General features: G+C 58.1%; 28 protein-coding genes. 13 read left to right on the plus strand and 15 right to left on the minus strand.

Annotation, left to right across the window (positions count from 1 at the left end; translation table 11 throughout):
• The first annotated feature begins 16 nt into the window (after nt 1-16).
• Complete coding sequence (locus N4A58_RS19620; protein ID WP_293712917.1) at nt 17-1036, plus strand: GSU2403 family nucleotidyltransferase fold protein; 1020 nt, start codon at nt 17-19, stop codon at nt 1034-1036.
• A 6-nt stretch (nt 1037-1042) separates the two neighbouring features.
• Here N4A58_RS19620 and N4A58_RS19625 read toward each other — a convergent pair whose 3' ends face one another.
• Nucleotides 1043-1342, minus strand: coding sequence for a hypothetical protein (locus N4A58_RS19625; protein WP_293712919.1), 300 nt, complete (start codon nt 1340-1342; stop codon nt 1043-1045).
• 49 nt (nt 1343-1391) lie between these two features.
• Nucleotides 1392-2141: a hypothetical protein gene (locus N4A58_RS19630; protein ID WP_293712920.1), complete on the minus strand. Its 750-nt coding sequence runs from the start codon at nt 2139-2141 to the stop codon at nt 1392-1394.
• Nucleotides 2142-2588: 447 nt separating this feature from the next.
• On the opposite strand from N4A58_RS19630, the gene N4A58_RS19635 reads away from it, so the two are divergent.
• The 3 genes from N4A58_RS19635 to N4A58_RS19645 all read left to right on the plus strand — a co-directional run bounded on the left by N4A58_RS19635 (nt 2589) and on the right by N4A58_RS19645 (nt 3487).
• Nucleotides 2589-2795 (plus strand): cold-shock protein, encoded by a 207-nt coding sequence (locus tag N4A58_RS19635; RefSeq protein WP_072704463.1) that lies wholly within the window; start codon nt 2589-2591, stop codon nt 2793-2795.
• A 95-nt stretch (nt 2796-2890) separates the two neighbouring features.
• Nucleotides 2891-3019 carry a hypothetical protein gene (locus tag N4A58_RS19640; RefSeq protein WP_293712921.1) on the plus strand — a complete coding sequence of 43 codons (129 nt, stop codon included), beginning with the start codon at nt 2891-2893 and terminating at the stop codon, nt 3017-3019.
• Nucleotides 3020-3253: 234 nt separating this feature from the next.
• The gene (locus tag N4A58_RS19645) at nt 3254-3487 is read left to right on the plus strand and encodes a DUF982 domain-containing protein (protein WP_293712923.1); all 234 of its coding nucleotides are present in this window, start codon (nt 3254-3256) and stop codon (nt 3485-3487) included.
• 91 nt (nt 3488-3578) lie between these two features.
• Here N4A58_RS19645 and N4A58_RS19650 read toward each other — a convergent pair whose 3' ends face one another.
• From N4A58_RS19650 to N4A58_RS19690, 9 genes are all read right to left on the minus strand, one after another.
• Entirely contained in the window at nt 3579-4976 is a 1398-nt protein-coding gene (locus N4A58_RS19650) for an NAD-dependent succinate-semialdehyde dehydrogenase (protein ID WP_293712925.1), read from the minus strand.
• Nucleotides 4977-5098: 122 nt separating this feature from the next.
• Nucleotides 5099-5833 carry a GolD/DthD family dehydrogenase gene (locus N4A58_RS19655; RefSeq protein ID WP_293712927.1) on the minus strand — a complete coding sequence of 245 codons (735 nt, stop codon included), beginning with the start codon at nt 5831-5833 and terminating at the stop codon, nt 5099-5101.
• Between the two features lie 9 nt (nt 5834-5842).
• Nucleotides 5843-6571, minus strand: coding sequence for an SDR family oxidoreductase (locus tag N4A58_RS19660; protein ID WP_293712929.1), 729 nt, complete (start codon nt 6569-6571; stop codon nt 5843-5845).
• A 27-nt stretch (nt 6572-6598) separates the two neighbouring features.
• The gene (locus N4A58_RS19665; protein WP_293712931.1) at nt 6599-7330 is read right to left on the minus strand and encodes an SDR family oxidoreductase; all 732 of its coding nucleotides are present in this window, start codon (nt 7328-7330) and stop codon (nt 6599-6601) included.
• A gap of 10 nt (nt 7331-7340) precedes the next feature.
• A complete protein-coding gene (locus N4A58_RS19670) occupies nt 7341-8621 on the minus strand; it encodes a D-tagatose-bisphosphate aldolase, class II, non-catalytic subunit (protein WP_293712933.1) in 1281 nt (426 codons plus the stop codon).
• Nucleotides 8612-9613: a sugar kinase gene (locus tag N4A58_RS19675; RefSeq protein WP_293712935.1), complete on the minus strand. Its 1002-nt coding sequence runs from the start codon at nt 9611-9613 to the stop codon at nt 8612-8614. The genes N4A58_RS19670 and N4A58_RS19675 overlap by 10 nt, the downstream gene beginning before the upstream one ends.
• Before the next feature lie 19 nt (nt 9614-9632).
• Nucleotides 9633-9806 (minus strand): hypothetical protein, encoded by a 174-nt coding sequence (locus N4A58_RS19680; protein WP_293712937.1) that lies wholly within the window; start codon nt 9804-9806, stop codon nt 9633-9635.
• The gene (locus tag N4A58_RS19685) at nt 9773-10516 is read right to left on the minus strand and encodes a sugar phosphate isomerase/epimerase (RefSeq protein WP_293712939.1); all 744 of its coding nucleotides are present in this window, start codon (nt 10514-10516) and stop codon (nt 9773-9775) included. Before N4A58_RS19685 ends, N4A58_RS19680 begins: the two co-directional genes overlap by 34 nt.
• Nucleotides 10517-10541: 25 nt before the next feature.
• Nucleotides 10542-11525, minus strand: coding sequence for a sugar-binding transcriptional regulator (locus N4A58_RS19690; RefSeq protein WP_293712941.1), 984 nt, complete (start codon nt 11523-11525; stop codon nt 10542-10544).
• A gap of 218 nt (nt 11526-11743) precedes the next feature.
• On the opposite strand from N4A58_RS19690, the gene N4A58_RS19695 reads away from it, so the two are divergent.
• From N4A58_RS19695 to N4A58_RS19735, 9 genes are all read left to right on the plus strand, one after another.
• Nucleotides 11744-13177 (plus strand): extracellular solute-binding protein, encoded by a 1434-nt coding sequence (locus N4A58_RS19695; RefSeq protein WP_293712943.1) that lies wholly within the window; start codon nt 11744-11746, stop codon nt 13175-13177.
• 121 nt (nt 13178-13298) lie between these two features.
• Nucleotides 13299-14174 (plus strand): carbohydrate ABC transporter permease, encoded by an 876-nt coding sequence (locus N4A58_RS19700; RefSeq protein WP_293712945.1) that lies wholly within the window; start codon nt 13299-13301, stop codon nt 14172-14174.
• A gap of 5 nt (nt 14175-14179) precedes the next feature.
• Nucleotides 14180-15016 (plus strand): carbohydrate ABC transporter permease, encoded by an 837-nt coding sequence (locus N4A58_RS19705; RefSeq protein ID WP_072704501.1) that lies wholly within the window; start codon nt 14180-14182, stop codon nt 15014-15016.
• A gap of 5 nt (nt 15017-15021) precedes the next feature.
• The gene (locus tag N4A58_RS19710; RefSeq protein ID WP_083595593.1) at nt 15022-15273 is read left to right on the plus strand and encodes a DUF2160 family membrane protein; all 252 of its coding nucleotides are present in this window, start codon (nt 15022-15024) and stop codon (nt 15271-15273) included.
• Between the two features lie 4 nt (nt 15274-15277).
• Nucleotides 15278-16330 (plus strand): NAD(P)-dependent alcohol dehydrogenase, encoded by a 1053-nt coding sequence (locus N4A58_RS19715; protein ID WP_293712949.1) that lies wholly within the window; start codon nt 15278-15280, stop codon nt 16328-16330.
• Nucleotides 16331-16342: 12 nt separating this feature from the next.
• Entirely contained in the window at nt 16343-17404 is a 1062-nt protein-coding gene (locus N4A58_RS19720; RefSeq protein WP_293712951.1) for an ABC transporter ATP-binding protein, read from the plus strand.
• A gap of 48 nt (nt 17405-17452) precedes the next feature.
• Nucleotides 17453-18130, plus strand: a complete 678-nt coding sequence (locus N4A58_RS19725; RefSeq protein WP_293712953.1) for an HAD family phosphatase — start codon at nt 17453-17455, stop codon at nt 18128-18130.
• Between the two features lie 63 nt (nt 18131-18193).
• Nucleotides 18194-19648 (plus strand): xylulokinase, encoded by a 1455-nt coding sequence (gene xylB / locus N4A58_RS19730; protein WP_293712955.1) that lies wholly within the window; start codon nt 18194-18196, stop codon nt 19646-19648.
• 137 nt (nt 19649-19785) lie between these two features.
• Entirely contained in the window at nt 19786-21480 is a 1695-nt protein-coding gene (locus N4A58_RS19735) for a methyl-accepting chemotaxis protein (RefSeq protein ID WP_293712957.1), read from the plus strand.
• A gap of 78 nt (nt 21481-21558) precedes the next feature.
• Here the strand turns inward: N4A58_RS19735 and N4A58_RS19740 are convergent, their stop codons facing one another.
• The 4 genes from N4A58_RS19740 to N4A58_RS19755 all read right to left on the minus strand — a co-directional run bounded on the left by N4A58_RS19740 (nt 21559) and on the right by N4A58_RS19755 (nt 26119).
• Nucleotides 21559-22860: a calcium-binding protein gene (locus tag N4A58_RS19740; RefSeq protein ID WP_293712958.1), complete on the minus strand. Its 1302-nt coding sequence runs from the start codon at nt 22858-22860 to the stop codon at nt 21559-21561.
• 134 nt (nt 22861-22994) lie between these two features.
• On the minus strand, nt 22995-23585 hold the full coding sequence (locus N4A58_RS19745; protein WP_293712960.1) for a LysE family translocator: 591 nt from the start codon (nt 23583-23585) through the stop codon (nt 22995-22997).
• A 1054-nt stretch (nt 23586-24639) separates the two neighbouring features.
• The gene (locus N4A58_RS19750) at nt 24640-24969 is read right to left on the minus strand and encodes a DUF2322 family protein (protein ID WP_293712962.1); all 330 of its coding nucleotides are present in this window, start codon (nt 24967-24969) and stop codon (nt 24640-24642) included.
• A gap of 136 nt (nt 24970-25105) precedes the next feature.
• Nucleotides 25106-26119 carry an AraC family transcriptional regulator gene (locus tag N4A58_RS19755; protein ID WP_293712964.1) on the minus strand — a complete coding sequence of 338 codons (1014 nt, stop codon included), beginning with the start codon at nt 26117-26119 and terminating at the stop codon, nt 25106-25108.
• Nucleotides 26120-26141: the final 22 nt, after the last annotated feature.

Genomic DNA, 26141 nt, shown 5'->3' on the forward strand with positions numbered 1-26141 from the left:
GGCAGGGAGCCATCCTATGGCAGAACTTCGGAGCGTGGCGCGGTCAGCGTACAACGACCTTCTCCGTCTTTTGCAAGACGATCAAGTGGCCAATCTGCGCGGCACCGTCCGGCAAAAGGAAGTCGGCGGCAAGATCCACTGGTACACGACCGAACGTATCGGGCAGGACCTGAAGTGGTGGTACATCGGCCCCGACACTGATGAAACACGCCAGCGGATTGAACGTCTGCGCGAACTGCAGGAACATGCCCCCGACCGACGGCGGGAACGAGCAAGGCTTGTTCGCCTGCTGCGCGCCGAAGGACTAACCCCCGTGGATCGCGAAACCGGTAGCCTTCTGTTCAACATGAGCAAAGTTGGAACCTTTCGCTTGGGCGGCACTCTGATCGGGACACATGCATTTCGCCTGATGGAAGGGGAACTGGGTCTGACCTTGCCCCGTGACGGGGCGGAAAACACCGGAGACATTGACATCGCGCAGTTCGAGCGGCTCTCTCTGGTGCTCGAAGATGAAGTGCAGCCGTCACTAGCCGAAACCTTTACAGCGCTGAAATTCGATCCGGTCGAGGCTTTGGACACCAACAGTGTCTGGCGGTGGCGGCAAGCGAAATCAGGAACGCTGGTCGAGTTTCTCACCCCCTCCTTTGAAGAAAACGAGGGGATCAAGGCACTGCCCGCATTGGGTGTCAAAGCCCGCGCCTTGCATCACTTGAACTATCTGATCGCAGATCCAATTCCGGCGGCCGCCCTTTATCGCGAGGGCGTTTTGGTACAGATCCCCCGCCCCGAGCGGTTCGCCATTCACAAACTGATCGTGGCAGAGCGCAGGCGTGATGGCGCAACCTCTGACAAGTCCTACAAAGATCGCCAGCAAGCCAAGTGGCTGATCGAGAGCATGGCCTACGATCGGCCCATGGACGTTTGGGAGGCCTACCAAGACGCGCTCTCCCGCGGGCCAAAATGGCGAGATCGGATCGCGCGGTCTCTGGACCGCATACCCTCCCTGCAACAGGTTCTAGAGGATTGCGGGGACTAGGCCCGATTACTGCTCCAGACTGTCCAGATAGCCCCTGACAAACCCACCATCTTGGGCCACGGGCGCCTGCTGCTGCGGGGCGCGCGGCCGGATGGTCGGGCGAACATCGACCACTGGCTCTGACTGCGGAGGCAGCGTCCGGATGATCGGGGTCGGTGTGGCTGCGACGTTGGAGTAATCATTCACCGGGGCAAATGGCATGGCCGCGAACTGAATATCGAAGCCGACGATCGCCCTTTCGCCCGCATAAGCCATTGGCGCAGCGCAAAATAAAACCGATGCGACGGCAATTCTTGCATGAAACATGGTTCTCTCTTTCGATGAGCCAATCATTTGAAAATCTACCTAAAAGGTTTCAGAACCCACGAGCAATTGTCAAGGCAAGCTGCCTGTGGCCTTGGGCCTGCGTCACGTCGAACACGCCTAGAGAAAAATTCCAGCGGGGCAGTTCTCTGAATCCAAAGCCCATTCCAGCGTATAGCTCTTTTGTGGTGCCGGACAGGCTAAGGTTTATAGATTGCGAAACACCAACGCCGATCCCGACAAACGGCTCTTGGTCATTGATCCCAGACCCATCCGCTGTCGCGGCATGATCGCCATAACCGATGGTCAACTGTACCGGCATCTCACCACGCCCCCCATTCACGGTGAACAGGTGTGAAAGATAAGCGGCATAGGCAGGTGGGCTGTCTGCGGCATCTCCCCATGCCGCCGCGTTCGTGGCTGACACCCCTGCAAAGGTCGCCGAACTCTCGGAGACATGCAGGGCACGGGACAGGCTGGCCTGCAATGCGCCGTCCTCGGCAAACCCGATCAGCGATGTGATTGTCGCGCCGACATGGGCGCTGACGCCGCGCACTGGGTTGCCAAAGGTGTACCCCAATAACAGATCACCATCCGCCTGATTGATCGGATCACGTCTGTCCTCGGTGTCGCGTCTGGGATGCACAAGGACCAAACCGACATAGCCGCTGCCCCCCGGCGCGGGCAAGGCACTGGGAATCCCGAAAATACTAGGAAACCGAAGCGATCCCCCATCACTTTGCGCGAAACTCGGAGAGCCTAAACCGGCAATCAACACAATCGCTGAAAGTACTTGTTTCAAATTTCTGATCCAATGCCGATCGTATACGCGGTTCAAATAAACCACTTCCCGTGGTGCCCTCTTTTTCGGATTCCCGCAACGTCTATAGCGTCGCGGAGAAACAGCAGATCAAAAGAGCACGCTTTATAAACAGACGCGCGCTGAAAAATACGCTGCACTCGGTTTTCGGGCGGTGATTAATCGCCAAAGCTGACCCGATATTGCAGGAAATACGAGCTAATCAAAGCAACTACGCCTGCCCAGAAAAATGCTATCGTTTAGCGCTGTCATGAAAACTTCATTGACTGCCCCTTGTCAGAAGCCCGCGGTGCCCCCACCTTCAGAGGGCTTACGTTATCTATCTTCGACACGCTGCTGCCGCTATTTGTGGCCCCGGTTGATCGACTTGGATCGACTTTGCCGGGCTGCCGCAGTCCCGCGGGCAGCATGATCAAGGAGACCACGGATATGGCCAATGGCACCGTGAAATGGTTCAATTCCACCAAAGGTTTTGGGTTCATCCAGCCGGACGACGGCGGCAAAGACGTCTTTGTCCACATTTCCGCCGTTGAACGGTCGGGCATCTCGCGCCTCGATGACGGGCAAAAGGTGACTTACGATCTCGAAACCGGTCGCGATGGCCGCGCTTCAGCCAGCAATCTCGCTCTGGCATGAGTAACGTGCCGGGAGACCTCCTCGCGGGTGTTCCGGCCCGCGGAGCAAAAGGCCGGACCGCCGGCAGCACTCTGCGCACTAAAGGCGACAGGCCGGTGACGGCCCTCGACAAAACGTCGACCGCCGCCTGGAGCATCCTCGACGAGGAAGCCGAAGCGCGGGCGGAAAAGACAGCGCGGCTCAAGGCCGCACGGCAAGCCCGTGACGGCGGCAAAGCAGAATGATCCTCTTGCCCGGTCGATCCACAGGTCTGATCGGGCAACGGATCCCCTACATTGGCGTACCGGGTCCCATGCTTTGGCGTTGGGATCAAAACACTGCGCAGCGAGATTTTTTAGAACAGTCCCCACCCCCGATGGGTAGGGGCACGGCGTTAGACGCGTAAGGCAGGTTTGCCCGCTCCGCCGAGACGACACACTAAGGTTAAAGATATGATGGAAATTCAATGGGGTCAGCCAATGGCCCTGATCACCCCCCAAGATGGCAGCATCGAACATTTTAGCACGATTGAAAAAGCGCGCTATTGGCTGCGCCGCAAGTGGCCGACCGACGATTCCAATCGTGACGCGGCGTTGGCCCAGATTGATGCCGCGATGGAGTGCATGACGCCCGTAGAAGAGGCACGGCACGCATTCCTCGTTGCTGCTTTGTCAGCGGGTTATCGCGCCGAACATCAATGCGAATTCGCTTGAAATGGGCGCGGCCATGAGCGGTCGCACCTTTTGGTTGGCACAAAAAAAGGCGGAGGCATCATGGCCTCCGCCTTTTTCGTTTTCAAACGTCTTAGCTCGGCAGCGTGATGGCCTTGGCGTTGATGAATTCGGTCATGCCAAACCCACCATGCTCGCGGCCATAGCCGCTATCTTTCACACCGCCGAACGGCATTTCAGGTGTGGCGAGGTTGAAGTGATTGATGAACACCATGCCTGTATCGAAGTGCGTTTTGGCCAACTCAAGTGCGCGCTCTTCGTCGCGGCTGAAAATGCCACCACCCAGACCAAAGCGACTGTCGTTGGCGCTACGCATGGCGTCTTCGTCATCTTTCGCGCGAATGACCGACGCGACAGGACCAAAGAGTTCTTCGTCATAGGCTGGTTGCCCGGGCTTTACGTCGGTCAGCACGGTCGCGGGATAGTAATAGCCGGTGCGCTCGGGCATCTCGCCACCGACTGCAATCTTGGCCCCCTTGTCCACGGATTTCTTGACCTGATCATGCAGTGTTTCGCGCAGATCCTTGCGCGCCATCGGACCAAGGTCAGTCTCCTCTGCGGTGGGATCGCCAAGAGTTACATCGCCCATCGCTTTGACGTAGCCTTCGACAAAGTCCTCATAAACCTTGTCCGCCACGATAAAGCGTTTGGCGTTCACGCAAGTCTGACCGTTGTTGTAAATGCGGCCCGCAACGCAGGTTTTCACTGCCAGCTCAATATCCGCGTCCTCTAGCACCAGATAGGCGTCGTTCGATCCTAGCTCCATCACGGTTTTCTTCAGGTGCTCGCCAGCCTTGGCCGCGATAATGCTACCGGACTTGGCGCTGCCAGTTATGGTCACACCGCGAACCAGCTTGTGGCCGATCAGTTCGTCCGACTGATCGTGATCAATAAGCATGACGGTAAACAGGTTTTTGGGCAGACCTGCTTCTTCGAAGACTTCCTTCAGCATCAGGCCGGAACCTGTACAAATCTCTGCGTGCTTCAGCAGGACACCGTTCCCCGCCATCAGGTTCGCAATCGCGTAGCGCACCGCTTGATAGGCAGGAAAATTCCACGGTTGGATGCCGTAAACGACGCCGATCGGGGCCTTGGTGATCGTACCCTTGCGCCCGTCTTGCAGATCGCGCGTCTCATCGGCCAGAACCTCGGGACCTGCTTTTGCGGTCCAGTCACAAATGGCAGCGCACAGATCAATTTCGTCGCGGCTGTCCTGCAAGCGCTTACCCATCTCTTGGGTCATCAGCTTGGCGAACTCTTCCTTACGATCACGCAGCTTCTTGCCAATCGCTTTCAGAACCTCGCCGCGATCCTTGTGGGACTTCAGGCGCCACTCTTCGAAGGCGGCGTGGCATGCCTCTAGCGCCGAGATCATCTCGTCATCGGACATCAACGGATAGGTGTCGAGTACCTCTTCCGTGGCCGGATTGGTTGTGGTCATAGCGCGGTCGGGACGATGGGAGTCCTTCATGAGATGTCCTTTCGTAATTCAATGTCTGCGGCCCCAACGTGCCCGTCCCAAGGCGCGTTCCTTGAGCATTGATCACGACCGGTTGATTGCAAACGTAGGACATCGTGCTAAGGACGATGCGACTAGCGGACCGTATACCCTCCGTCGGCGACCAGATTTTCCCCTGTGATGATCCCCGCCTGAGCCGAACAGAGATACAGGGCCGCCGCAGCGATTTCCGAGGGGCGTGCGAACCGGCCCACGGGGATATCCCGCTTGGCCTGCGCGCCTTTTTCACCGCTCCACCCGACCAAGGCCATGGGCGTTTCGACAACTGTTGGTGAAATGGCATTCACCGTGATCCCGTACTGCGCCCACTCGACGGCAAGCACTTTGGTCAAAGCAACCAAGCCTGCCTTGCTGCTGCCGTAGGCAGCGTGCTCAGGTAAGGCGACCACTGCAGCCTGACTGGCCATGTTGACGATCCGGCCCGCACCACTGGCCCTAAGATACGGCAACGCCGCACGGGCCATGAGCCATGGCGCGCGCAGATTGATCGCCTGGGTTTTGTCCCACAAGTCGATGGCTTGATCCTCGGCTGGGGCAACCACGCCGAGACCTGCATTGTTGATCAGAATGTCGATACCCACCGCCGTGCCGACGCGCGGGACGACTTCCGCGATAGCGTCAGGGTCGGACAGATCGAGGACCCAGCTCGAATGTCCATCGCCCTTTAAAGTCCGCGCCATTTCCGTGCAGTCTTCGCGGTCGACCAGCGCCAAACGTGCGCCAGCTTGGGCAAAGGCTTCTGCCATCGCGGTACCGATCCCGCCCGCCGCGCCAGTGAGTAGAACGGATTTTCCCGTAAAGTCGGGCATAGCACCCTCTCAGATATCAAAGTTGGTGGGCAAAACGATCATATCGCGGATCGTGACGTTTCGGCCGCGTGTCAGTGCGTAAACAACCGCATCCGCGACCTCTTCGGGGTCGATGAGCGAGCCACTCTCTTTGGCCTTGCGCAGGTTTTCCTCTGGCCAATCGGCCAGAAGCGCCGACACGACTGGCCCGGGCGAGACTTGGCCGACACGGATGCCATGCTCGCGCAATTGGCGGCGCATCGTCTGCACAAAACAGGTGATCGCCCATTTGGAGCCGGAATAGACAGGCTCCCACGCAATGGCACTGTGTCCAGCGACAGAACACGTCACCCAGATATCCCCGACGCCGCGCTCCTTCATATGGGGAATTACGCCAAGGGTATTCTTCATCACCGCGTTGACGTTCAGGTTCAGCATTCGGTCGATCGCGGCAGAATTGGTTTCATCCAGATCCCCGCCGATATACATCCCTGCATTCAGATAAAGGATGTCGATATGCGGCACTTTATCCAGAATTTCTGGTATCATGGCATCGCAGCTGTCCACGTCCAGCAGATCAGTGACTTGGGCAATCGCTTTGTCCCCAAGCTCGGCGATCAATGTTTCTAGCGCAGCTGTGTCACGATCAACCATGACCACAGTGGCCCCTTCGGCCAGCAGAGCTTTGGTCGTGGCCAGACCAATGCCAGAAGCCGCACCGGTGATAGCGGCGATTTTTCCGTTCAGGCGTTCAGCCATTTCAGTTCTCCGTAAATAGAAGTGGATTTAGACAGCCAAGAAGCCGCCATCGATCGGCAGGACCGCGCCCGTGACCATGAGGGCGTCGCGTCCCATCAGCATCAGGATGGATCGCGCGACATCCTCGACCTCGGCAAAACGGCCCATGGGGTGACGGGCCATCATCGGGTCGCGCACGGCAGGATCGGACCACGCAGCAGCGGCCAGTTCGGTCAACGTAACTGTTGGGGCCACAGCGTTGACGCGGATGCCGTGGGGTCCGAGTTCGCGGGCCATCACGCGGGTCGCAGCCTCTAGCCCTGCTTTGGACGCGGCGTAGGCCATGTGACTGTCAAAGCCCCGATGTCCTGCGATCGAAGTGACGTTCAGGATCACTCCGCCGCCTCCTGCTTGAACCCGAGCGCGGGCGAACTCCTGCGCGCAGATCAGGGCTGCCCGCAGATTGATCCCCATGACGGTTTCGTACCCGTCATCGGTCATCTCGAGCACGGTTTCCAAAACATTGGTACCAGCGCAGTTGATCAGTCCATCACACAGCCCCAACTGCCCCATAGCCGTGCGGGCCGCAGCGTTGTCCATGAGGTCGGCGGAGATCGTTTCGCAGCCCGTCTCAGCGGACAGGCTGTCCAAGTCTGCTTGGGTCCGCGCAATGGCGATGGCGGTTGCGCCGCGGCGCGACAGCTCTTGTACGCAGGCACGGCCGATGCCTTTGCCCGCGCCAGTCACGATAATGCGTTTGCCTTCGAAATCTTGGTTCATGGAAATTCCTTTAGAGGTTGGCTGCGCCTGCACAGGCGGCGTGATAAGAATGCAGGCTCTGGCGCACCCGCCAGATCAGCAGTGTTTCAGGATCAAGGGGCGCGCTTGCGAAGCTGGCAGCAGCAGGCATGTGCTGCCACATCAGCGGCAGGGGGACGGATTGGCCGCGCAGAGCATCCAATAGGGTTTGTACCGCCGTCTGTGCCTCGAGCGTCGTCCAGTAGTAGCGAATGCGGTCCGACAGCGAATAATGGCGTAGGACGCGCTGCTCGGCCTCGGACCCGTGGTAATGACGCTCCCAATTCTCGGGGGCACGGGTCATCAACGCCTCCATCGCGCTGAACAAAGGCCGCACGCCATAATCCGGCAGCAAATCACTCGCGATCAGGTCGAGCGCATAGAGCGCCTCTCGTAGGACAAAGGTTAATTCCGGCCCAACCTTCAGGATCGGAAAGCCGTCACGGACCAGCTGAGCCAAAGGCGTGGTGCCTTGGTAATCGGTTGAATGCGCCTCGAAGATCAGTTGGGGACACGCACCCAAAACTTGGGTCAGACCCGTCGCAGCCTCTGGTCGATAGAGGATCGTGTTCTTGTTGCCGAACTCCACACCGGGCTGGACGACCAGCCCCAGTACACGGGCGAAGGCACTTTCCAATCCTTGGTCTACGAAGACTTGCTGATGCACCGCCAGAGTGTCCCGGGCGGCATTGGGATCGGTCGGAGATACTGTCGTGAGTTCGTGATCTGCGCCGCCGGGAGGTGGGACTTCGGTACCGATGATGTAGTGGGGCGGCGGGAGGCTTCGCGCTTGCGCGGTATCCTCGGCCACGCGAGCCAAGCGCGCAGCGCGATTGGCTGTGGTGGTATCATCCAGCGCTTCGGGTTCACCTGCGCAGCCCATTGAAGCGTCTAGATGTATCTTGCCAAAGCCCGCCGCGACATAAGCCGCAACCATCTGTTCGGCTTGCGCCATCGCATCTTCGGCGGGCAGATGGCGCCACGGGTTCGGTCCTAGATGATCACCCCCAAGGATGATCAGATCGCTGGGGCATCCCTCTGTACCGGCCAGATCATGCACCATCTGCGCAAAATCCGTGGGGGTCATGCCTGTGTAGCCGCCAAGGTGGTTAACTTGGTTGCACGTCGCTTCGATCAAAACTGTGTCGCCCGTATCCCGCCCGTGTTGCAAGGCGGCGCGGAGCACAAGCGGGTGCGCAGAGCAGACCGAGGGTATTCCAGCAGGTTGGCCGCTATGATATCGCGGCGCGAGGTCGGTCAGGGCTAAGGGCATCGGGTCAATCGCTTTGTTTCTGAAATGAATTGGTCGAGTTCGTCGCGCGTGCCCGCGCCTTCCATCGGGCCGCGGAAGGTGACGTTCCGCGCCCCTGCAGCATTGGCATAGGTCAGCGCTTGGCTTGGCGTCATCCCAAGGCGGCGACACGCCACATAGGCCCCGCCAAAGCAGTCGCCCGCGCCAGTTGGGTCGATCTCTGTCACCTCAAACGCGGGCGCGTGGGTGCGCGTCCCGTTGCGCAGCGCGGAACTGGAGCCGGCCGCGCCGCGTTTGATCGCGACCTCTTTGACGCCTGACTGGAATAGGCGCTCCAACGCAGCTTCTTCGCCCAATTCGACGGGCAGATCAGCGACCAGATAGAGCTCATCCCCAGAGGGCAGCAGCAGGTCCGTCATCCCCACCATCTGCGCGAACCGGCGACCGGTTTCGCCATCCCCGCGCAGCTCTTTGCGCAGGTTTGGGTCGAGTGAAATCGTGCCGCCCCGCGCCTTGATCATCGCTGCTGCACGTTCTGTCATGTCCCAGATCGACAGGTGCCCCAAGAGGGTGCCCATGACGTGTAGATGACCCGCGCGGGCGCAGACAGCCTCAACTCGATCATCCCAGGCCAAGGCCCCAGCCGCAGAGGTCCACATATTGAACACGAAATCCCGCGCGCCATTGGGCCGATATCGGACAAAGGCGGTTCCCGTGGGCAAGACGGGGTCCGTGCGGATCCCACTCACATCAACGCCGTCCCTTTTCAGCCGCGCGATGTTCGCGCGGCCAAAATCGTCGTTGCCCACGGACCCCACCATGGCGGCCGCTCCTCCGAGACGGCCAGCCTGGTCCACGAATATCGCGGGTGCCCCGCTCGGATAGGGCCCAACGAGTGGCACAGGGTCCAAGAACCCCTCCCCAGCGGTGGTCGCCACGATCTCGGCGAGGATCTCACCGATGCACAAGGTCGGTCCCAGCGCGTCCGGCGCTAGGTTGGTTTCGTTTGTCATGTCGGTTGGTCCTTGCGGATCAGGCGCGGATGTTGGTCGCGCGTCGTCGTTCAGCCTCGGCCCATTTCATCTCGATGAACTGCTTGGCATGGGCCGCCAGAGGGTCATTTTCGGTCCAAGTATCGCGCCAGATGGCACATGCAAGTGACAGCCCTTCGTCTACAATGGCGGTGGAAAAGCTCTCGAAAACCACGTCGCGGTTGTATCCGATCTCGACAAGCGCATCGAAAACAGGATCCCAGTCAATGGTGCCGTCGCTGAGGTAGCCACGGTTGGACTCCCCGATGTGAAAATACCCGATCTTGTCCCCGCCAAGCGGATCGCGGCGGCGAGATTGGCCTCCTCCATCTGCATGTGGAAGGTATCCATGTGCAGGCGGACGTGGTCGTTTCCGGTGTCGGCGATGAACTTCATCCCCTGCGCGGTCGTGTTCAGTAGATTGGTTTCAAAGCGGTTCACCACTTCGAGCACCAAATCAACGCCTGCAGCCTCGGCAATCTCGGCGGTGTCCGCAATCGCGTGAACCGAATTTTTCCAACCATCTGTGGTGGGCTGACGGTTGTACTTGGTATGCGCCGAATACAGGATGCCCCCCAGTTTATCGCCGCCCACATCGCGCACGGCGCGGACCGCGTCGGCCAACATCGCCCTGCCTGCTGCAACCACCTCTGGGTCTTCGGACGACACGTCCGCTGATACAGGCAACCCCATGGTCACGCCGATCTGCACATCCAGCTCCTGGCTCTTGCGGGCCAAGCGGTCCAGATCGAACAACTCAGGGCGCAGATAGGCGAACTCGATACATCGGTAGCCATGCTCAGCCGATTTCTCCAGCGCCTTCTCCAGCCCCTCTTGCGTCTGGCCTCCCGTCCAGACGAAGGAGTGTATCCCTAGGCGTTTCATTTCAATTTTCCTCCCGAAACGACCGCTAACTGGCGATCGGTGGTGCCTCCGAAGCTTCGGCAGACATCAATAGTTCTGCAGTCACGTCATCCGTGACCAAAGTATCCACCAGCCCGCGTTTGCAGGCGGCGCGAATGATTTCGACTTTGTGAGGACCCGCGGCTGCCATGATTTTCTCTGGCACACGCTGAACCGTTTTCAACAGCATCCCCACGGCGCGGTCATCGACCTCTTTTGAGACAGAGTTTCCGTCCTTGTCCAAGAACTGCCCCAGCACATCGCCGATGGCGCCTTGCTCGACCAGGCTCTCGGGCGTCAGCTCGCTTGGCAGGCCATGGCTGACAAGGAATGATTTGTTCGAGACGTTCGAGCAGGTCAGCAGCACCGCGTCCAACGTGTCAAACTTCTGAAAATGCTCCCGCAAGGCGAATTGGGATAGGAACAGGTCGCGGTCCAGCCCCTCGGACAAATAGATCGGCGCCGTCAGGATCGAGTAATGCGCCCCAAAAGCACGCGCGAACCCCGATGCAATCCCGAAGGAATTGAACGACGACCCTTGCGCGGTCCCCCCAAGGATGGACACGACCTCTAGGTCGGGATGGTTCTGCTTGGGCAGTCGAGCAATCGCCGCATCCAGCGTCAGCCCCCACGACACGCCAAACGAAGACCAACCGCCTGCTCGCATACGCTCAGTCAGAAGCGCAGCTAGGGCCGCTCCTGTAGGTTGGTGGTAATCATAGTTGTCACGATTGGCGGGGGCTACAATCGCGCGGTCAATGCCGAGCACGTTTTTCAGCGTCTCTTGCGCATCGACCCGCGTGCTAAACGGCGACTCGATCTGGATTTTTACCATCCCCAAGGACCGCGCCCGCTGGATTGCCTGATTAACGCGCAAGCGGGTGACATCCATCAGCCGAGCGACTTCGGCTTGGGTCATCTCGTTCACGTAGTAATGCCAGCAAACCTCCGTAATGAAGGCTTCGCTATCCTCGATCAGCTCGCGTGCCATGGTTCGACGTTCCTCCTTGATGCGGTGCGTTGCCGCTTACTGCATCGAAGCTCACGATGACACAAAAAACATATGTATGGCAATCCCAACATTTGGAAAATAAACACTTGCATGAATCATTTTACAATTGCATGCATTGAGGCGGGGAGGCAGACCGACTCAACGCATGATGGTGCGTCGAGCCGCGCTGGAGGCCCGTATTCCAAGGGAGGAAAATCATGAAAACCGTGTTCAAGCTTGCCGCGTCCGCGCTCGCGCTGTCCTTTGCGGCCGGTATGGCAAATGCCGACGACGCATTCTGGAAAGAGGCCGCTGCCCCATACGAAGGTGTGACTCTGCGCGGTGTGACGGAATCGTCGCCGCCGTCGCTCTATATTCGCGAGGTTCTGGCGCCCGAATTCGAAGAGCTAACCGGCATCCGCGTCGATATCGAGACGACGTCGTGGGACCAGATGTTCGACAAGGCGATCAAGGATATGGAAGCCGGAACAGGTATTTACGACATGGTCTACATCGAGCAGGACATCGTCTACTCGTATCTGGCCCGTGACTTCCTAACCGACACGACCCAACTTCTGGCGGACAATCCGGCGCTCAAGGCGCCCACCTATGACGAAGCCAATTTCACGACCTTTGCGGACTACTTCAAAGGCGAAAACGGGCACCTCTACGGCATCCCAATGGAAGCCTTTATCAAGATTTATCTCTATCGCACGGACCTGTTCGGCGACCCAGATATTCAGGCTGCGTTCAAAGAAAAAGCGGGACGTGACCTTGCTCCCGCAACCACCCATGCGGAATACACCGAGATCGCCAAATTCTTTTACGAGTACGGACAAGAAAACGACCTAAAGTTGTGGGGCGCGACCGTTCAGGGCCATACGGGTCACGCGGCATCGTGGTACGAATACGTCGAAACCGTCGCGCCGACTTTTGGCATCTACAACTGGGGGATCGACGCGGACAACAACTATGCTGCCAGCGTTGCGAATGGCGGCGAGATGAACTCTGACACCGCCAAAGAGGCGCTGCAGTGGTGGCTGGATCTGCGCCAGTATGCGCCGCCTGAATCGAACCAGTCGACCTGGACCGAAGTGGGCACCACGTTTGGCGCGGGCCGCGCAGCGCAAGGTCTGGTCTATGGCGAGAATGCAGGCTGGATCGCAGCAGATGACACCAAATCGCTTGTCGTTGGCAAAGTGGGCGTCGCTCTGCCGCCGCTGGCAGAGGGCGTGATGGAAGAAGTCGAAAACGGTGAAGGCTATATCGGCTACTACGACGGCGGCGCGTTCGGTCTCCCCTCCACCTCGAAGAACAAAGAGGCGGCGGCCTTATTCCTGCAGTACATCGGCCAGAACGAAGTGCAGCCCGATTGGGCCGTGGCAGCGCCCCGAGTAACCAACACCGCGACCTACGATGATCCAAAAGTTCAGGACATGAACGAGGAGCTCGGCGGCTACTACGACATGCTGAAGGACAAAGGCTACCTATTTGCTGGCGCACCCGCCTATCCGTTCCACGCGCAGCTGCGCGAGGCGATGGCGCCGACCTTCTACAACATCCTGACCGGTGATCTGACCGTCAGCGATGGCTTGGACCAGATGGCCGAGATTGCCGAAACCACCCTGACCGAACTGGGCTACCGGAAGTAAGCGATCCTCCCAATCGCATTAGCCCTTGGGCCGCCGCTGCCCCTAATCGGTGGCGGCCCTCTTTCCGGCGCCTCGGCGCACCGGACCGTTTTCGCGCATCGACCATAAAGGGAGCATGACGATGCAATCCAACAGACTAGGATGGATCCTACTGGCCCCGACGCTGGTCATTCTGTTCTTCTTCGGCGTTTTGCCCTTTATTTACGTGGTTTACGTCTCGTTCCATCAATGGAACCCGTTCGCCGCTGACCCCACCATGATCTTCAACGGGGCGGACAACTTCCGCAAAATCGTCTTTGACACCGAGTTTCTGAATTCGGTCGGCGTGACGGTGCTGTTTGTCCTGTTCGCCGTGATTTCAGAGCTAATCGTGGGCTACATTCTGGCCCAAGCCTTTATGAAGGAATTCCCCGGCAAGGCGATTTTCCGCACCATCCACACCCTACCCCTGATCATGGCCCCCATCATCGTGGGGTCGGTCTGGAAGCTGATGATGACCCCCTCGATCGGGATCATTCCGCACTACTTGAATGAATGGTTCGGGATCACGGTGAATATCGGAATGTCCCCGATAGCTGCATTTACCACGATCATCGTGATGGACATCTGGCACTGGACACCGCTGGTCACGCTGACCCTGATTGCCGCGCTGGTGTCCCTGCCCCCTGACCCGTTCGAGCAAGCGCAGATCGACGGCGCAAACAAACGCCAGATCTTCTTTCACATCACGGTGCCGATGATCGCTCCTGCCGTTGTGGCCACCGTGTTCATCCGCCTGATGGACGCCCTGCGCACCGTGGACGAGGTTTGGATGCTGACGGGCGGCGGCCCCGGATCGGCCACCCGTTTCGTCGGCGTGCACATCTTCAAAGAGGTCTTCCCCAAGACGAACTACGGCTACGGATCAACGATCTCGGTCATCGTTCTCTACCTCACCATCGTCGCGTGCTGGCTGCTGTATGTCACCATGCTAGCCCCCCGTAACAAGAAGGACTGAGCGCGATGAAAAAGAACAATCCGATCATTGCCATCGTCTTCTGGAGCCTTGTCAGCTTCCTGACCCTGTTCCCGATCTACTGGCTGTTCGTCATCTCGGTGAAACCGGCGGTACAGCTGTTCTCGACCCCTGATGTGATCCTGTCGGACCCCTATTGGGGCAACTACGCCAAGGTCTGGGGCGACCGCCTGTTGCGCAGCTACATGGTAAACTCGCTGGTGATTTCCACGGGCAACGCGCTGCTCTGCACCATTCTCGGGTTCTTTGCCTGCTATGCCCTGTCGCGGTTCAAAATGGCCGGTAAGGAAAGCCTTTTCTTCTGGACAATCACCAACCGGATGGCGCCGCCTGCAGTTTTCCTGCTGCCCCTGTTTCTGCTGATGACGCAGGTCTACGCGGTGGGTGATTTCCGACTGTTGGACACGCGGATCGGCATGATTTTGGTCTACTGCACGTTCAACCTGCCCTTTGCGATCTGGACCCTGCGTCCGACGCTGGACGGCATTCCCAAGGAGCTGGACGAAGCCGCCTATGTGGACGGCGCCTCCAGCTGGAAAGTCATCACAGAGATCGTCTTCCCCCTGTGCCGCCCCGGCCTTGCGGTGACGCTGATCCTGACATGGGTCTTTGCATGGAACGAATACCTGTTGGCGGCGACCCTGACGAACTTTAACGCCCGCACCCTGACCACTGGCCTGTCGGAATACGTCACGACCACCGGCACCGAGTGGGGCATCATGGCGACCATTTCCGTCTTTACCCTTATCCCCGCCCTGATCGTCTTTGGCCTTGTGCAAAAGCACATCGTCGCGGGCCTGACCTTTGGCGCAGTGAAAGGCTGATACCCATGAGCAATCACGACAACACGCCCCTATCCTCGGCCCACCACGAAGAAGAGGACACCCCCGCGGTGTCCTCGCCCAAGGCAGGCTTTCTGCCGATCGAGACCAACTGGTTCGATCGCCTGTTTATTTCGGTGGTGATCTGGGTCGCGCTTTCGCTGCTCTGGTTCCGGTTCATGGAACCTATCGGTCTAAGCATCTGGATTTCAAACGCAATCGCGCTGGCCTTGGCCGTGCTGATCATTTCGAAAGGCTAATTTCATGAAGTCACTCGTGATGGAGCGCAAGATGGAGCTGTCCCTGCGCGACTTTCCCGAAATCTCCAAGGCCGAAGAAACTCTTGGCCCCCGCGATGTTCGGATCAAGCTGCACACCGTCGGCATCTGCGGGTCGGACGTGCATTACTACACCCATGGCAAGGTCGGCCCGTTCGAGGTCACTGAACCCATGATCCTTGGCCACGAGGCCGCAGGCACGGTGATCGAAGTCGGCCCAGAGGTCACAAACCTGTCCATCGGCGACCGCGTCTGCATGGAGCCGGGCATCCCTGACCCGACCTCCAAGGCCGCACGTTTGGGTATGTACAACATCGACCCCGCCGTCCGGTTCTGGGCCACGCCCCCTGTTCACGGTGTCCTGCGCCCCACTTGCGTGCATCCGGCCGATTTCACCTTCAAGCTGCCAGACAACGTCAGCTTTGCCGAGGGCGCGATGGTAGAACCGCTCGCCGTCGGCGTCCATGCGGCAACCAAAGCGCGGGTCAAACCGGGTGATGTAGCCGTGGTCATGGGCGCAGGTCCCATCGGGCTGGTCACCGCGCTGTCCGCCTTGGCCGCTGGCTGCGCGCGGGTCTTTGTCACCGATCTGGCCGAGAAAAAACTTGAGATCGCCGCCAGCCTGTCCCCCGCAATCACCCCCGTCCACGCGGGCACGGATGACCTGACCGCCACCGTCATGGCCGCCACCGAAAACTGGGGTGCGGACATCGTGTTCGAGGCAACGGGCGCCCCCAAAGCCGCCGCTGGCGTCTTTCAGCCGTTGGCCCCCGGCGGCTGTGTGGTGTTCATCGGCGGACAGGCCGATCCCATCGCCTATGACGCGGGCGCAGCGATGGTCCGCGAAGCACGTGTCGAGAACATCTTTCGCTACGCCCATGTTTTCCCCCGCTGTGTGGGGATGCTGGCCAGCGGGGCCATCGACGTCAAACCGCTGATCACCCGCAAATTCGACTTCAATGACTCTGTGCGCGCCTTCGATATCGCCGCGTCCGCCCCCGTGGCCGATGTGAAGATGCAGATCGAACTGCCGCAATAAGGAACGACCCCAATGGCTCAGGTAAAAATCGACAACGTGATCAAGCGCTACGGCGCGGTGCAGGTCATGCACGGCGTGGACGTGGACATCAATGATGGCGAGTTTGTGGTTCTGGTCGGCCCGTCCGGGTGCGGCAAGTCCACCTTGCTGCGGATGCTGGCAGGTCTCGAAGAAATCAGCGACGGCACCATTTCCATCGGCGACCGCGTGGTAAATGACGTCCCCCCCAAGGAGCGGGACATCGCCATGGTGTTCCAGAGCTACGCGCTCTACCCCCACAAAACCGTCTACGACAACATCGGCTTTCCGTTGAAAATGGCCAAACGCCCGCAGGACGAGATCGACAAAAAAGTCACTGGCGCGGCGGATATTCTGGACCTGACCAAGTACCTGAAGCGCTATCCCAAGGAGTTGTCTGGCGGCCAGCGCCAGCGCGTCGCCATGGGCCGGGCCATTGTCCGCGACCCACAAGTGTTCCTGTTCGACGAACCGCTTTCGAACCTCGATGCGAAGTTGCGCGTCACGATGCGGGTCGAGATTAAGGAACTGCACCAGCGCCTTGGCACCACCATCGTCTACGTGACCCACGACCAGATCGAAGCCATGACCATGGCCGACAAAATTGTGGTTATGCGCGACGGAAGAGTCGAGCAGATCGGCGCACCCCTAGATTTGTATGACAACCCTGCAAACATTTTTGTCGCCGGCTTCATCGGGTCGCCGTCAATGAACTTTGTTCACGGTCAGATCGTGAACGACGGCGGCGTGCGTCAATTCCGGTCAGATAATGGCTTGATGTTACCCCTGCCCCACACAAATGCGCCGGATGGTACGAAAGTTACCTACGGCATCCGTCCAGAACACATCACCATTGCGGATCACGGTGTCCCGCTGCGCGTTGTCGTCGTAGAGCCAACCGGTTCAGAGACACAGGTTTTCGCAAAGCATGGTACAGATTTCATCGACGCCATGGTGAAGGACCGTTTCAAAGCTGCCCCGAACTCCGAGGTCCGCTTTGCCATCGATCCTGCGAATGTGCACCTGTTCGACCGCGCAACCGAACAGCGTCTATAACGTGACGACGGGCAGCCACCTCAGCGCCCGATGACCAAAGGAATGCCAATGCCCCAAGCCGTGATCTTTGACCTAGACGGTTGCCTTGTGGACAGCGAAACCCTCTCGATCAACGCGATTGCCAAAGAAATAAGGGACATGGGCGTCTCTGATGTCACCTACGACTACATCCGAGACCGCTTTTTAGGGGTCTCGATGCGGGTGATCTGCGAGCATGTGGCAGAGCAAACCGGCAAGACATGTGCAGACGATTTCGTGGACCGGGTCGAAGAACGCCTGTTTGCCCGCTACCGCTCTGACCTGCGCCAGATCGAAGGGGTGACCCCCATGCTGGACGAGCTGAAGGATCGGGGAATTCCGGTCGCAATTGCAACAGGCGGCTCCATTCGCCGCATGGGCGAAACGCTTCGGATTTCCGGACTGGCGTCGTATTTCGAGGGCACATCCTTTAGCGCCGATCAGGTCGAACACGGAAAACCCGCTCCTGATCTCTTTCTTCTTGCGGCACAGGAATTGGGGGTTGATCCCGAAGCATGTGCGGTGATGGAGGACTCACCCCACGGCATCCAAGGGGCCCGCGCGGCCGGAATGAGGGCCATCGGCTTTGTTGGTGGCACCCACTTGGACCCCATGCGTGACGAGCATCGTGCACTTCTTCTCAGTAAGGGTGCAGCGCAGGTTTGCGAAACGATCTCGGATACCCTGAGCGCTTTATTGCTTGATTGACGGACTAGCTTGTATGACAAATTCCGCATTAACATCATCGATGAGCAACGGGGCGACGCGCGTATGAGTTATCTGGGACTGGACTTAGGGACATCGGGGCTGCGCGCGCTTCTGGTCGACGATCAAGGCGCGCCTATTGGCTCGACGGAACGCGACTATCCGCTCTCACATCCACACCCCGGATGGTCCGAGCAAGCGCCGACGGATTGGATTGCAGCGCTGGATTCGGCAGTCGAGGAGCTGCGCGCCACCCATCCCCAGTTCTCCGCCCTACGCGGCATTGGCGTGGCCGGCCAAATGCATGGCGCGACCCTTTTGGATGCGGACGACACCGTGCTGCGTCCCTGCATTTTGTGGAATGACAGCCGGTCTCATGCGGAAGCGACCGTGCTGGATCAGGCGCCCAATGTGCGTAGACTGTCGGGCAACATCGTTTTTCCAGGCTTCACTGCGCCCAAACTGGAATGGGTCCGCACGCACGAGCCAGAGATTTACGACCGCATTGCCAAGGTCCTTTTACCTGCGGGCTATCTGAACCTGTATCTGACTGGCGAACATGTCTCGGACATGTCGGACAGTGCGGGGACATCTTGGCTGGATGTGGGTGAGCGTACATGGTCCGGAGAATTGCTTACAACGGGGCACATGCGCCTCGACCAGATGCCTCGCCTTGTCGAAGGCACCGAAGCCGCTGGCACACTGCGCCCTGAACTCGCCAAACGCTGGGGCGTGTCAGCACGCGTCGTCGTCGCTGGCGGCGCAGGCGACAATGCCGCTGCCGCCTGTGGAATTGGAGCCATGAACGAAGGCCAAGGCTTTGTGTCCCTAGGCACATCTGGCGTACTACTGGCCGCGCGCGACGGCTACGCACCGGCCCCCGAAACTGCCTTGCATACCTTTTGCCACGCTGTTCCAGGACGCTGGTACCAGATGGGTGTGATGCTATCAGCGACGGATAGTTTGAATTGGTTTTCACGCATCACTGGCAGCAAACCCGCAGACCTGACAACCGAGCTTGGCCCGACGATCCAAGCGCCAAGCGGAGTGAAATTCCAGCCTTACCTGTCCGGAGAGCGAACGCCCCACAACGATGCGAACGTCCGTGGCAATTTTGCCGGACTTGGTGCTGCGACCAGCCGCTGTGACATGACGCGCGCCATTCTCGAAGGGGTGGCATTCGGGCTTCGAGACAGTTTCGAAGCCTTGCTCAGCACGAACGCACATTTTGACGAACTGATCGCGATTGGGGGCGGCACAAGGTCGGTCTATTGGCTGTCGGTCATCGCGACAGCATTGGATATTCCGATCCGCGTCCCTAGCTCTGGCGAATTCGGCGCGGCGCTTGGGGCGGCGCGTCTGGGAATGATTGCGGCCGAGAGCGCCGAAGTCACGCAGGTTATGACGCCACCTCGACTGGCGGAACCGATCATGCCTATGCAGAATCTGCGTCATGCATACGACGATGCCTACTCCAAGTTCCGGGCGGCGTATGCATGGCAAAAAGAGTCGCCTTACTGAGGTTTGGCAAATGACCGCGCATATCCCAAAGCATACCCACTACTCGCCCAATGCCCCATATCGCCTAGCCTTCTGAAGCGCTGTCCCGCGACCCAATCGCCATAAATGCAGCCGCGGATTTGCATGAGGATGAAACTATGGCGCTTGATACCGGCTTGGAGCCCACCAACGAACTGAACACTCTGCTCGCCACTGACGCGATGAACTTGCTTGGCAATCCTATGATGGTCGCCGATGCAGATTTTGTCATTCGGTATGTCAACGATGCGGCGCTAGCGATGTTTGCAGCGATTGAGGACGACATCCGCCGCGATCTGCCTGACTTCCGCGCAAAAGAAGTTCTGGGAAAAACCATAGACGTTTTTCACAAAAACCCTGTCCACCAACGTCGGATATTGGACACGCTGAAATCACCCCATGTGGGCAAATTTACGATTGGCGGCAAAAGTCTGATGTTTCGCGCGTCACCCAAATTCGGATCGGATGGCAAGCTGTCCTTGATCCTTGTGGAGTGGCAGGACCAGACCGAGATTCTGCGGGACCGATGGCAGCTGGATGAACTGATCCGCCGCGTCAGCGAAATGGCCGAACGCCATCTCGACGGCTTCATCAACGATTTTATCGCCCACGACGATCTGGACGAGACCTATGCGCAGGTGGGCCGCCGCGTGAACCGCATGGTGCAGGACCACATCAACACCAAGAAGTCGATTATCACCTGCATGAACGCCTTTTCTCGCGGTGATTTCGAGCAGCCTTTCCCACCTCTGTCCGGTGATCGCGCATTTATCAACGATGCGATTGAAGAGATCAGACGGGCGTTTTCCGCCATCGTCTCGGAAATCCAACGTCTGTCGGCGGCCATCGTGAATGGAGACTTGGATCAGGAGATCCAGCCCGACGCGTTCGAAGGTGCCTACCGCGAGATCATGGCCAGCTTTGCCCAAGCGGTCGAAGGCCTGAACAGTCGTTTCGGCGAAATCAAACATCAGACGACGATCACAACGAGTGGGGCAGACTCGGTCAGTGACTCCGCGCATGCTCTGGCCGCTTTGGCGCAGGAACAGTCCGCAGCGATTGACCAAATCTCTGCCTCTATCGAAGAGACGGACAATCTGACAGCGGCCAATTCCAAATCCGCGCAATCGATGAGCGCCTTTGCCTCCGAAACCCGCCAAATCTCAGAGGATGGCAGAGAGCGGGTGGAGCGCATGCACCGCTCAATGCAGGAGATTGCGAGCGCCTCTCAGGACATCAGCAAGATCATCAAAGCCATTGATGAGATCGCATTTCAGACCAACTTGCTGGCCCTGAACGCGGCGGTTGAGGCGGCGCGCGCGGGCAGCCACGGACGCGGATTTGCGGTGGTCGCACAAGAGGTGCGCAGTTTGGCGGGCCGATCTGCCAAGGCCGCCAGCGAGACCTCTGACCTGATCGAGACCACAACGCGTTTGGTAAATGACGGCGTGAGTTCAGCCGTTGAAACGCGCGAAGCTTTTGGCACCATTGCCGAAAACATCGCCAAGCTCGAAAGCAGTACAACGGACATCGCCAACTCGTCGGTCCAGCAGTCCCGGGGCGTTAGCCAGATCGCGATGGCGGTCAACGAACTTGCCAAAATGGGGCAATCGGCCTCTGCGCAATCCGAGCAATTGGCAGGCACATCCCGCGAGATGAATGACTCGGCCAAGACGATGTCACGCATTCTGGCCCAACTGACCTTGAAACAACGCCCGCACGCGGCATCAGCGGCAGAAACGATCACCATTGGCGATCAGCAGTTCAGTCAATCCCAAATCGCTCAACTCATTGCCTCGATGAACGGGCGGTAAAGATCGGTTTATGACAGCAAGAGCAGGCCAATCCCTCGGCCTGCTCTTTAGGGCATTTTTCGCGGTGTTCAGCCGAAATCAGAAGACAAAATCGCTCTGATCCAGATCGTCGACACTGACACCGTTCAGCAAGATCGAGGTATTGCCGAACTCGACCAACGCGTCGCTGCCGCCGTTGGCGGAAGAGATGTCCAGATCATTGAAGTCCATCCCCAGATTGCTAAGGCTGATCAGATCAATGCCATCTTCGAAGTCGGTGATCGTGTCGTTGCCTTCGCGCATGTCGGTGTAGACGAATTCGTCCCAACCCTGACCGCCACGAAGCTCGTCACGGCCATTGCCGCCCACGAGCACATCGTTCCCTTTTTGACCGCTCAGAACATCCCGACCCGCGCCGCCGTTCAGATCGTCGCCACCTTGGTTGCCGAACAGACGGTCATTGCCTGTTCCACCATTCAGCTCGTCCGCGCCCGCGTTGCCGTTCAGGCGGTCGTCGCCGTCATCGCCGAATAGGCGGTCTTGACCCTGATTGCCGACCAAACGGTCTGCACCATCGTCACCGCGCAAGACGTCATTGTCTTTGCGGCCATAGAGCATATCGTTATCCGCACCGCCGCGAATACGGTCGGCGCCCGTACCGCCATACACGGTGTCGTTGCCAAGGCCGGCATCATAAATGTCATCCCCTGCGCCGAGACGCTCAAAATCAGACGCGCGCTCGAACTGATCCTCCAGGATGTCCAGAGCCTGCTCTTGGGTGGTCATCTCGATCTCGCCTGATGCCACGGGCAGAATGCCGACAAAGCCGTCCTGCGTACCATCAATTTCACCATCTGTTCCGGCGCCGAAGCCTGCACCAACGTTTTGACCGTGGATCACGATTTCACGGTTTATCAAGGGCATCAGATCTTCGGCGGTGTAGTCATTGCCGCTCACAGGGCTGGCAAAGTTAGAGTCGTCGCCAAGGTCAAAAGATTGAACGTAGGTCAGTGTGCCGTCCGAGCGCGTGGTCGGCAGAACCCCATCGCCGTCCGTTAAGGTCAGGATAATGTCGCCATAGGCGCCAAAGCCTTCGAACACTTCGATGAAGCCGTCCTGATCGGCATCATCCGACACCACGGGCATCCGCGCGTCTGTCGGGTTGCCATCATCGTCAAAGGTGCCGTGAATGTGCTGTGCGTGTTGAACGTCCGGCGTCAGTCCTGAAGCGTTGATCGAGACGTTCAGGTAGCGGGTGCCATCATCCTCGGTGTTCACTGCGAGCAAGACATCACCAGTCACGCCCGAGTTGTTCATCGCCGCCAGATCAAGAGTCCAGAAGGCATCTGCACCGTTCAAAAAGGTGCCATATGATGAATAAGATGATCCTAGATGGGCCATGGTAAATTTCTCCTCTAATAAAACCACGTACCCCCTTCACGGCCCTGCAGACGGAAAAGTTTCTTAAATTTCAACACTTAGTTGTGAGAAGGCCTGACTGGACAAAATCACGACGCGCACTAATGCGTGACCAGTCACGCCATTTCCAGACCAGCTAATAGCACGACGATCAGCATCGACGATGCCATCGCTTTATTGATGATTGAGTGGGTGCGCGGCGACAGATCCAACTGGTGCACCTTGATCCCCGCCCACAGCCAAAGCAGGTGAATTGGCGCCCAAATGGCGTTCATGATCAAGAACTTCACCAACACCTCGCCCCAATAGCTGTCCGGCAAAAATCCAAAGCCCGTGTAGAGCGCTGTGTTCACCGCATAGGCTTTGGGGTTCATGATCTGCAGTAGAATGCCGCCGGATAGACCGGGTGGGCTGGCGCGCTCGATAAACGCGAGTTTTGATCCGGCGAAGGCGATGCGAAATGCCAGATAAGCGAGATACCCAAAGGACAAGGTAAAAAGCACGATGCGCAATCGAGGATCAGCAAGCAACACCGCGGCCAACCCACTGACCACAGCAAGCGCCACAAGGTTCGTCCCCAGAAAAAGCCCGACCAAATAGCGTAGCCCGGCGCGCGCGCCAAAGCTGGCCCCGACCCCCGCTGTCGACAGCACGCCCGGACCAGGCGTGATGATCAGAAAGAATACAGCCAAGGCGAATGTTAGCACGAACCGCTCCAGTCTTAGTCATTGCGAGGGCCCGATCATCATCGACCTCACCCTAAACACCGCATCGCGGCCTTACATCTGAGCCTATGATCAGACACAGACCAATGCCAAGCGCCGCGTTCAAAATGGCGTTTATCAGCGCCGAATATGGATCGCCCCCATAGGTTTTCGCACCTGACAGGCATACAGGGATTTCATCCAAGCCCCGCGAATCCGACTGCTGCAATTGAAGGAAATTTCGAAGTGAGCGGACACTTCTAGCCAGATCGCGATTTGATTGACACTACCGACTAGTTTCGGTCTTCGAAGGATGGCTCATCTTTTCAGCATGGCTAAACTAATGCCGATCGCCGATATTAGATCATTGTGAGATCATCTCTTCCGCGCAACGCCTGCACAATCAGATTTACTAATTTGAATTTATTAAGTTTAAATCAGATCATCCCATCAGAAGCACTCTCAATTCAGAATTTATTATCAATTCGATACTCGATCTGCGCTCGCAGTAAATTTCTGCATTGCCCCTATTGTAAATTGAAGGGGTTGGCTTTGCATTGTATACTACCGCCTAAGTTTAGCGATTTAAGGTAATACAATGTCTTCGACACATTCACAGTCCAGTCGCGTATTGCGTTTGTTTCATTGCAAACATTGCAACCATCATCTTCGCTTTGGCTCGTCCGAGTGTGGGTACTGTTTCCGCGCGACACCCCTTAAAAATAGGCGCTTCACATGGGCACTTATCGCTGCATCGCTTTTACTTGGCTTGGCCATAATCACGATGCGCTAGGACAGTGCGCCCGTTAATAGTTTCTCATATCATCCATTGAGAATCAGTCGCACTATTTTTAATAAAAACACTTAATCACCCGCGTTTCAGGCGGGCGATAGAGCGCTTTCCGACGCTCAATGGCGCCACGAGTTTAGCAGCGACCAATACCGCATGCGCCACAATTGAGGGCACCGAATACGTTCAGTCAAAGGAGATCCAAAAACACCTCCCATGTGCCTTGAGAGCGCGCAACTTCGCCCGCTCCCAGACGATTGAACAAGCTTAACGCTGAACGAGGGTCATCGACAAAGTCGCACCGCCATTTGCGATCTCGAAGAGGCGGTCAATGTTCGGGTGAGCGCCGGGTCGATTTTGTGCATCCGCGGTGTGCTCACCAAAAACTTCGAGTCCGTGCTTGGCCGCTTCGGCGTTCAAAACGCCGAACGCCTCAAGCAGATATTGGTACACCGCCAAAGAACCTTGCTTGCCAGGGGCGTTTTCGATGGAGGCCACTTCGCGGCCCGCATCATCGAGCAGGCGCAGGCTCTCGACCCCATCAATCGACGGCAACTGCTGAAGGTTTTCTTTGAACGAAGAAGTGGGTTTGATCATCAGCCTGTCCTTTTTTTGGCGTTTCATCCGCCTCTATCATCATGGCCGCAGTCGCGCCAAGCGCGGGGTGTAAGCTCAACGGCAAATGCTCCGTAAATACAGTTTCCCTTGGCCAGCAATCACCTCCCTAGCGGTGTCACGCGCGATACGACCCCGGCGTCCGGCCAGTCCATTTACGAAAAGCACGGTGAAAATTCGCAGGGGCAGAAAAGCCCGTGTCAAAGGAGATTTGCTCAATACTCTCTGTGCCCTGCTGAATTGCGCGGATGGCGATGTCGCGGCGCAGCGCGTCCTTGATCTCTTGAAAGGATGTGCCTTCTTCCTTCAAGCGGCGGTTCAGGGTCCGAGGGGTCATCCCGAGGGCCGCAGCCACCTCTGGCAGCTGGCACGTCTGCCATGCTGCCCCGTAAAGATGCGCGCGCACCCGCAGACTGTGCGTGTGGGATCGCGAACTGGTGAATATCCAGTCAATGGGGGCACGCTGTAGGAACACCGATGCCTCGGCAGGATTTCGAGCGATTGGTCGCTTGAACTGGTTTGGATCAAAGAGAATGCTCGTGTGCGGCGCGTCGAATTCGACAGGGCATGGAAACACAACCGCGTAGTCGGCAGCAAAATCGGGACGGGCAAAGGCAAATCTGACTGTTTTAACGTCGGTTTCTGCCCCAGCGAGCCACGACAGCAATCCATGCGCCAGTTTCAGGATCAGCATGTGCCCAAACCGTTGCGGCTGTGTCTCGATTGAATACGGGATCAGCGCCAATTCCACTTCGTCCGATCGGTGCATCAATTCCAGCCGGAAATCATCCAAGAGCAAATTCCAGAACGTCGAAAACCGATAGAGCGCAGAGACAAGGCTGCTGGCTTCGCGTTGGACGGTGACCAGATGTTGCAAGGCACGGGGACGGATCGGGCGGCACCATAATCCCATCATTTCATCGCCAGTCTCTGGCGCGGCAAGCTGATAAAGCCGTGCGATCTCTTCTAGCGTGACGCGCTGCTGCGGGTTCATCGGCCCGCTTTGCAAGCCCGACCGATGCAGCAAAGAGCGCAACATTTCCGGTGGGCACCGAGACCCAAGCGCATCGAGCCAGTCTTGAATGAACCCCGCCGAAACGGTCGTCAAAGAGATTGGATCGTGACCGGTCATCGCTGCCTCGTTTGGCGTAATC

This window comes from Donghicola sp. (assembly GCF_025210255.1).
GTDB lineage: Bacteria > Pseudomonadota > Alphaproteobacteria > Rhodobacterales > Rhodobacteraceae > Donghicola > Donghicola eburneus.

Bases quoted from the DNA above. Each gene is read 5' to 3' on its own strand.
- N4A58_RS19620 (WP_293712917.1), top strand. From the start codon at position 17: ATGGCAGAACTTCGGAGCGTGGCGCGGTCAGCGTACAACGACCTTCTC.
- N4A58_RS19625 (WP_293712919.1), bottom strand. From the start codon at position 1,342: ATGTTTCATGCAAGAATTGCCGTCGCATCGGTTTTATTTTGCGCTGCG.
- N4A58_RS19635 (WP_072704463.1), top strand. From the start codon at position 2,589: ATGGCCAATGGCACCGTGAAATGGTTCAATTCCACCAAAGGTTTTGGG.
- N4A58_RS19645 (WP_293712923.1), top strand. From the start codon at position 3,254: ATGGCCCTGATCACCCCCCAAGATGGCAGCATCGAACATTTTAGCACG.
- N4A58_RS19650 (WP_293712925.1), bottom strand. From the start codon at position 4,976: ATGAAGGACTCCCATCGTCCCGACCGCGCTATGACCACAACCAATCCG.
- N4A58_RS19655 (WP_293712927.1), bottom strand. From the start codon at position 5,833: ATGCCCGACTTTACGGGAAAATCCGTTCTACTCACTGGCGCGGCGGGC.
- N4A58_RS19660 (WP_293712929.1), bottom strand. From the start codon at position 6,571: ATGGCTGAACGCCTGAACGGAAAAATCGCCGCTATCACCGGTGCGGCT.
- N4A58_RS19665 (WP_293712931.1), bottom strand. From the start codon at position 7,330: ATGAACCAAGATTTCGAAGGCAAACGCATTATCGTGACTGGCGCGGGC.
- N4A58_RS19670 (WP_293712933.1), bottom strand. From the start codon at position 8,621: ATGCCCTTAGCCCTGACCGACCTCGCGCCGCGATATCATAGCGGCCAA.
- N4A58_RS19675 (WP_293712935.1), bottom strand. From the start codon at position 9,613: ATGACAAACGAAACCAACCTAGCGCCGGACGCGCTGGGACCGACCTTG.
- N4A58_RS19685 (WP_293712939.1), bottom strand. From the start codon at position 10,516: ATGAAACGCCTAGGGATACACTCCTTCGTCTGGACGGGAGGCCAGACG.
- N4A58_RS19690 (WP_293712941.1), bottom strand. From the start codon at position 11,525: ATGGCACGCGAGCTGATCGAGGATAGCGAAGCCTTCATTACGGAGGTT.
- N4A58_RS19695 (WP_293712943.1), top strand. From the start codon at position 11,744: ATGAAAACCGTGTTCAAGCTTGCCGCGTCCGCGCTCGCGCTGTCCTTT.
- N4A58_RS19700 (WP_293712945.1), top strand. From the start codon at position 13,299: ATGCAATCCAACAGACTAGGATGGATCCTACTGGCCCCGACGCTGGTC.
- N4A58_RS19705 (WP_072704501.1), top strand. From the start codon at position 14,180: ATGAAAAAGAACAATCCGATCATTGCCATCGTCTTCTGGAGCCTTGTC.
- N4A58_RS19710 (WP_083595593.1), top strand. From the start codon at position 15,022: ATGAGCAATCACGACAACACGCCCCTATCCTCGGCCCACCACGAAGAA.
- N4A58_RS19715 (WP_293712949.1), top strand. From the start codon at position 15,278: ATGAAGTCACTCGTGATGGAGCGCAAGATGGAGCTGTCCCTGCGCGAC.
- N4A58_RS19720 (WP_293712951.1), top strand. From the start codon at position 16,343: ATGGCTCAGGTAAAAATCGACAACGTGATCAAGCGCTACGGCGCGGTG.
- N4A58_RS19725 (WP_293712953.1), top strand. From the start codon at position 17,453: ATGCCCCAAGCCGTGATCTTTGACCTAGACGGTTGCCTTGTGGACAGC.
- xylB (WP_293712955.1), top strand. From the start codon at position 18,194: ATGAGTTATCTGGGACTGGACTTAGGGACATCGGGGCTGCGCGCGCTT.
- N4A58_RS19735 (WP_293712957.1), top strand. From the start codon at position 19,786: ATGGCGCTTGATACCGGCTTGGAGCCCACCAACGAACTGAACACTCTG.
- N4A58_RS19740 (WP_293712958.1), bottom strand. From the start codon at position 22,860: ATGGCCCATCTAGGATCATCTTATTCATCATATGGCACCTTTTTGAAC.
- N4A58_RS19750 (WP_293712962.1), bottom strand. From the start codon at position 24,969: ATGATCAAACCCACTTCTTCGTTCAAAGAAAACCTTCAGCAGTTGCCG.
- N4A58_RS19755 (WP_293712964.1), bottom strand. From the start codon at position 26,119: ATGACCGGTCACGATCCAATCTCTTTGACGACCGTTTCGGCGGGGTTC.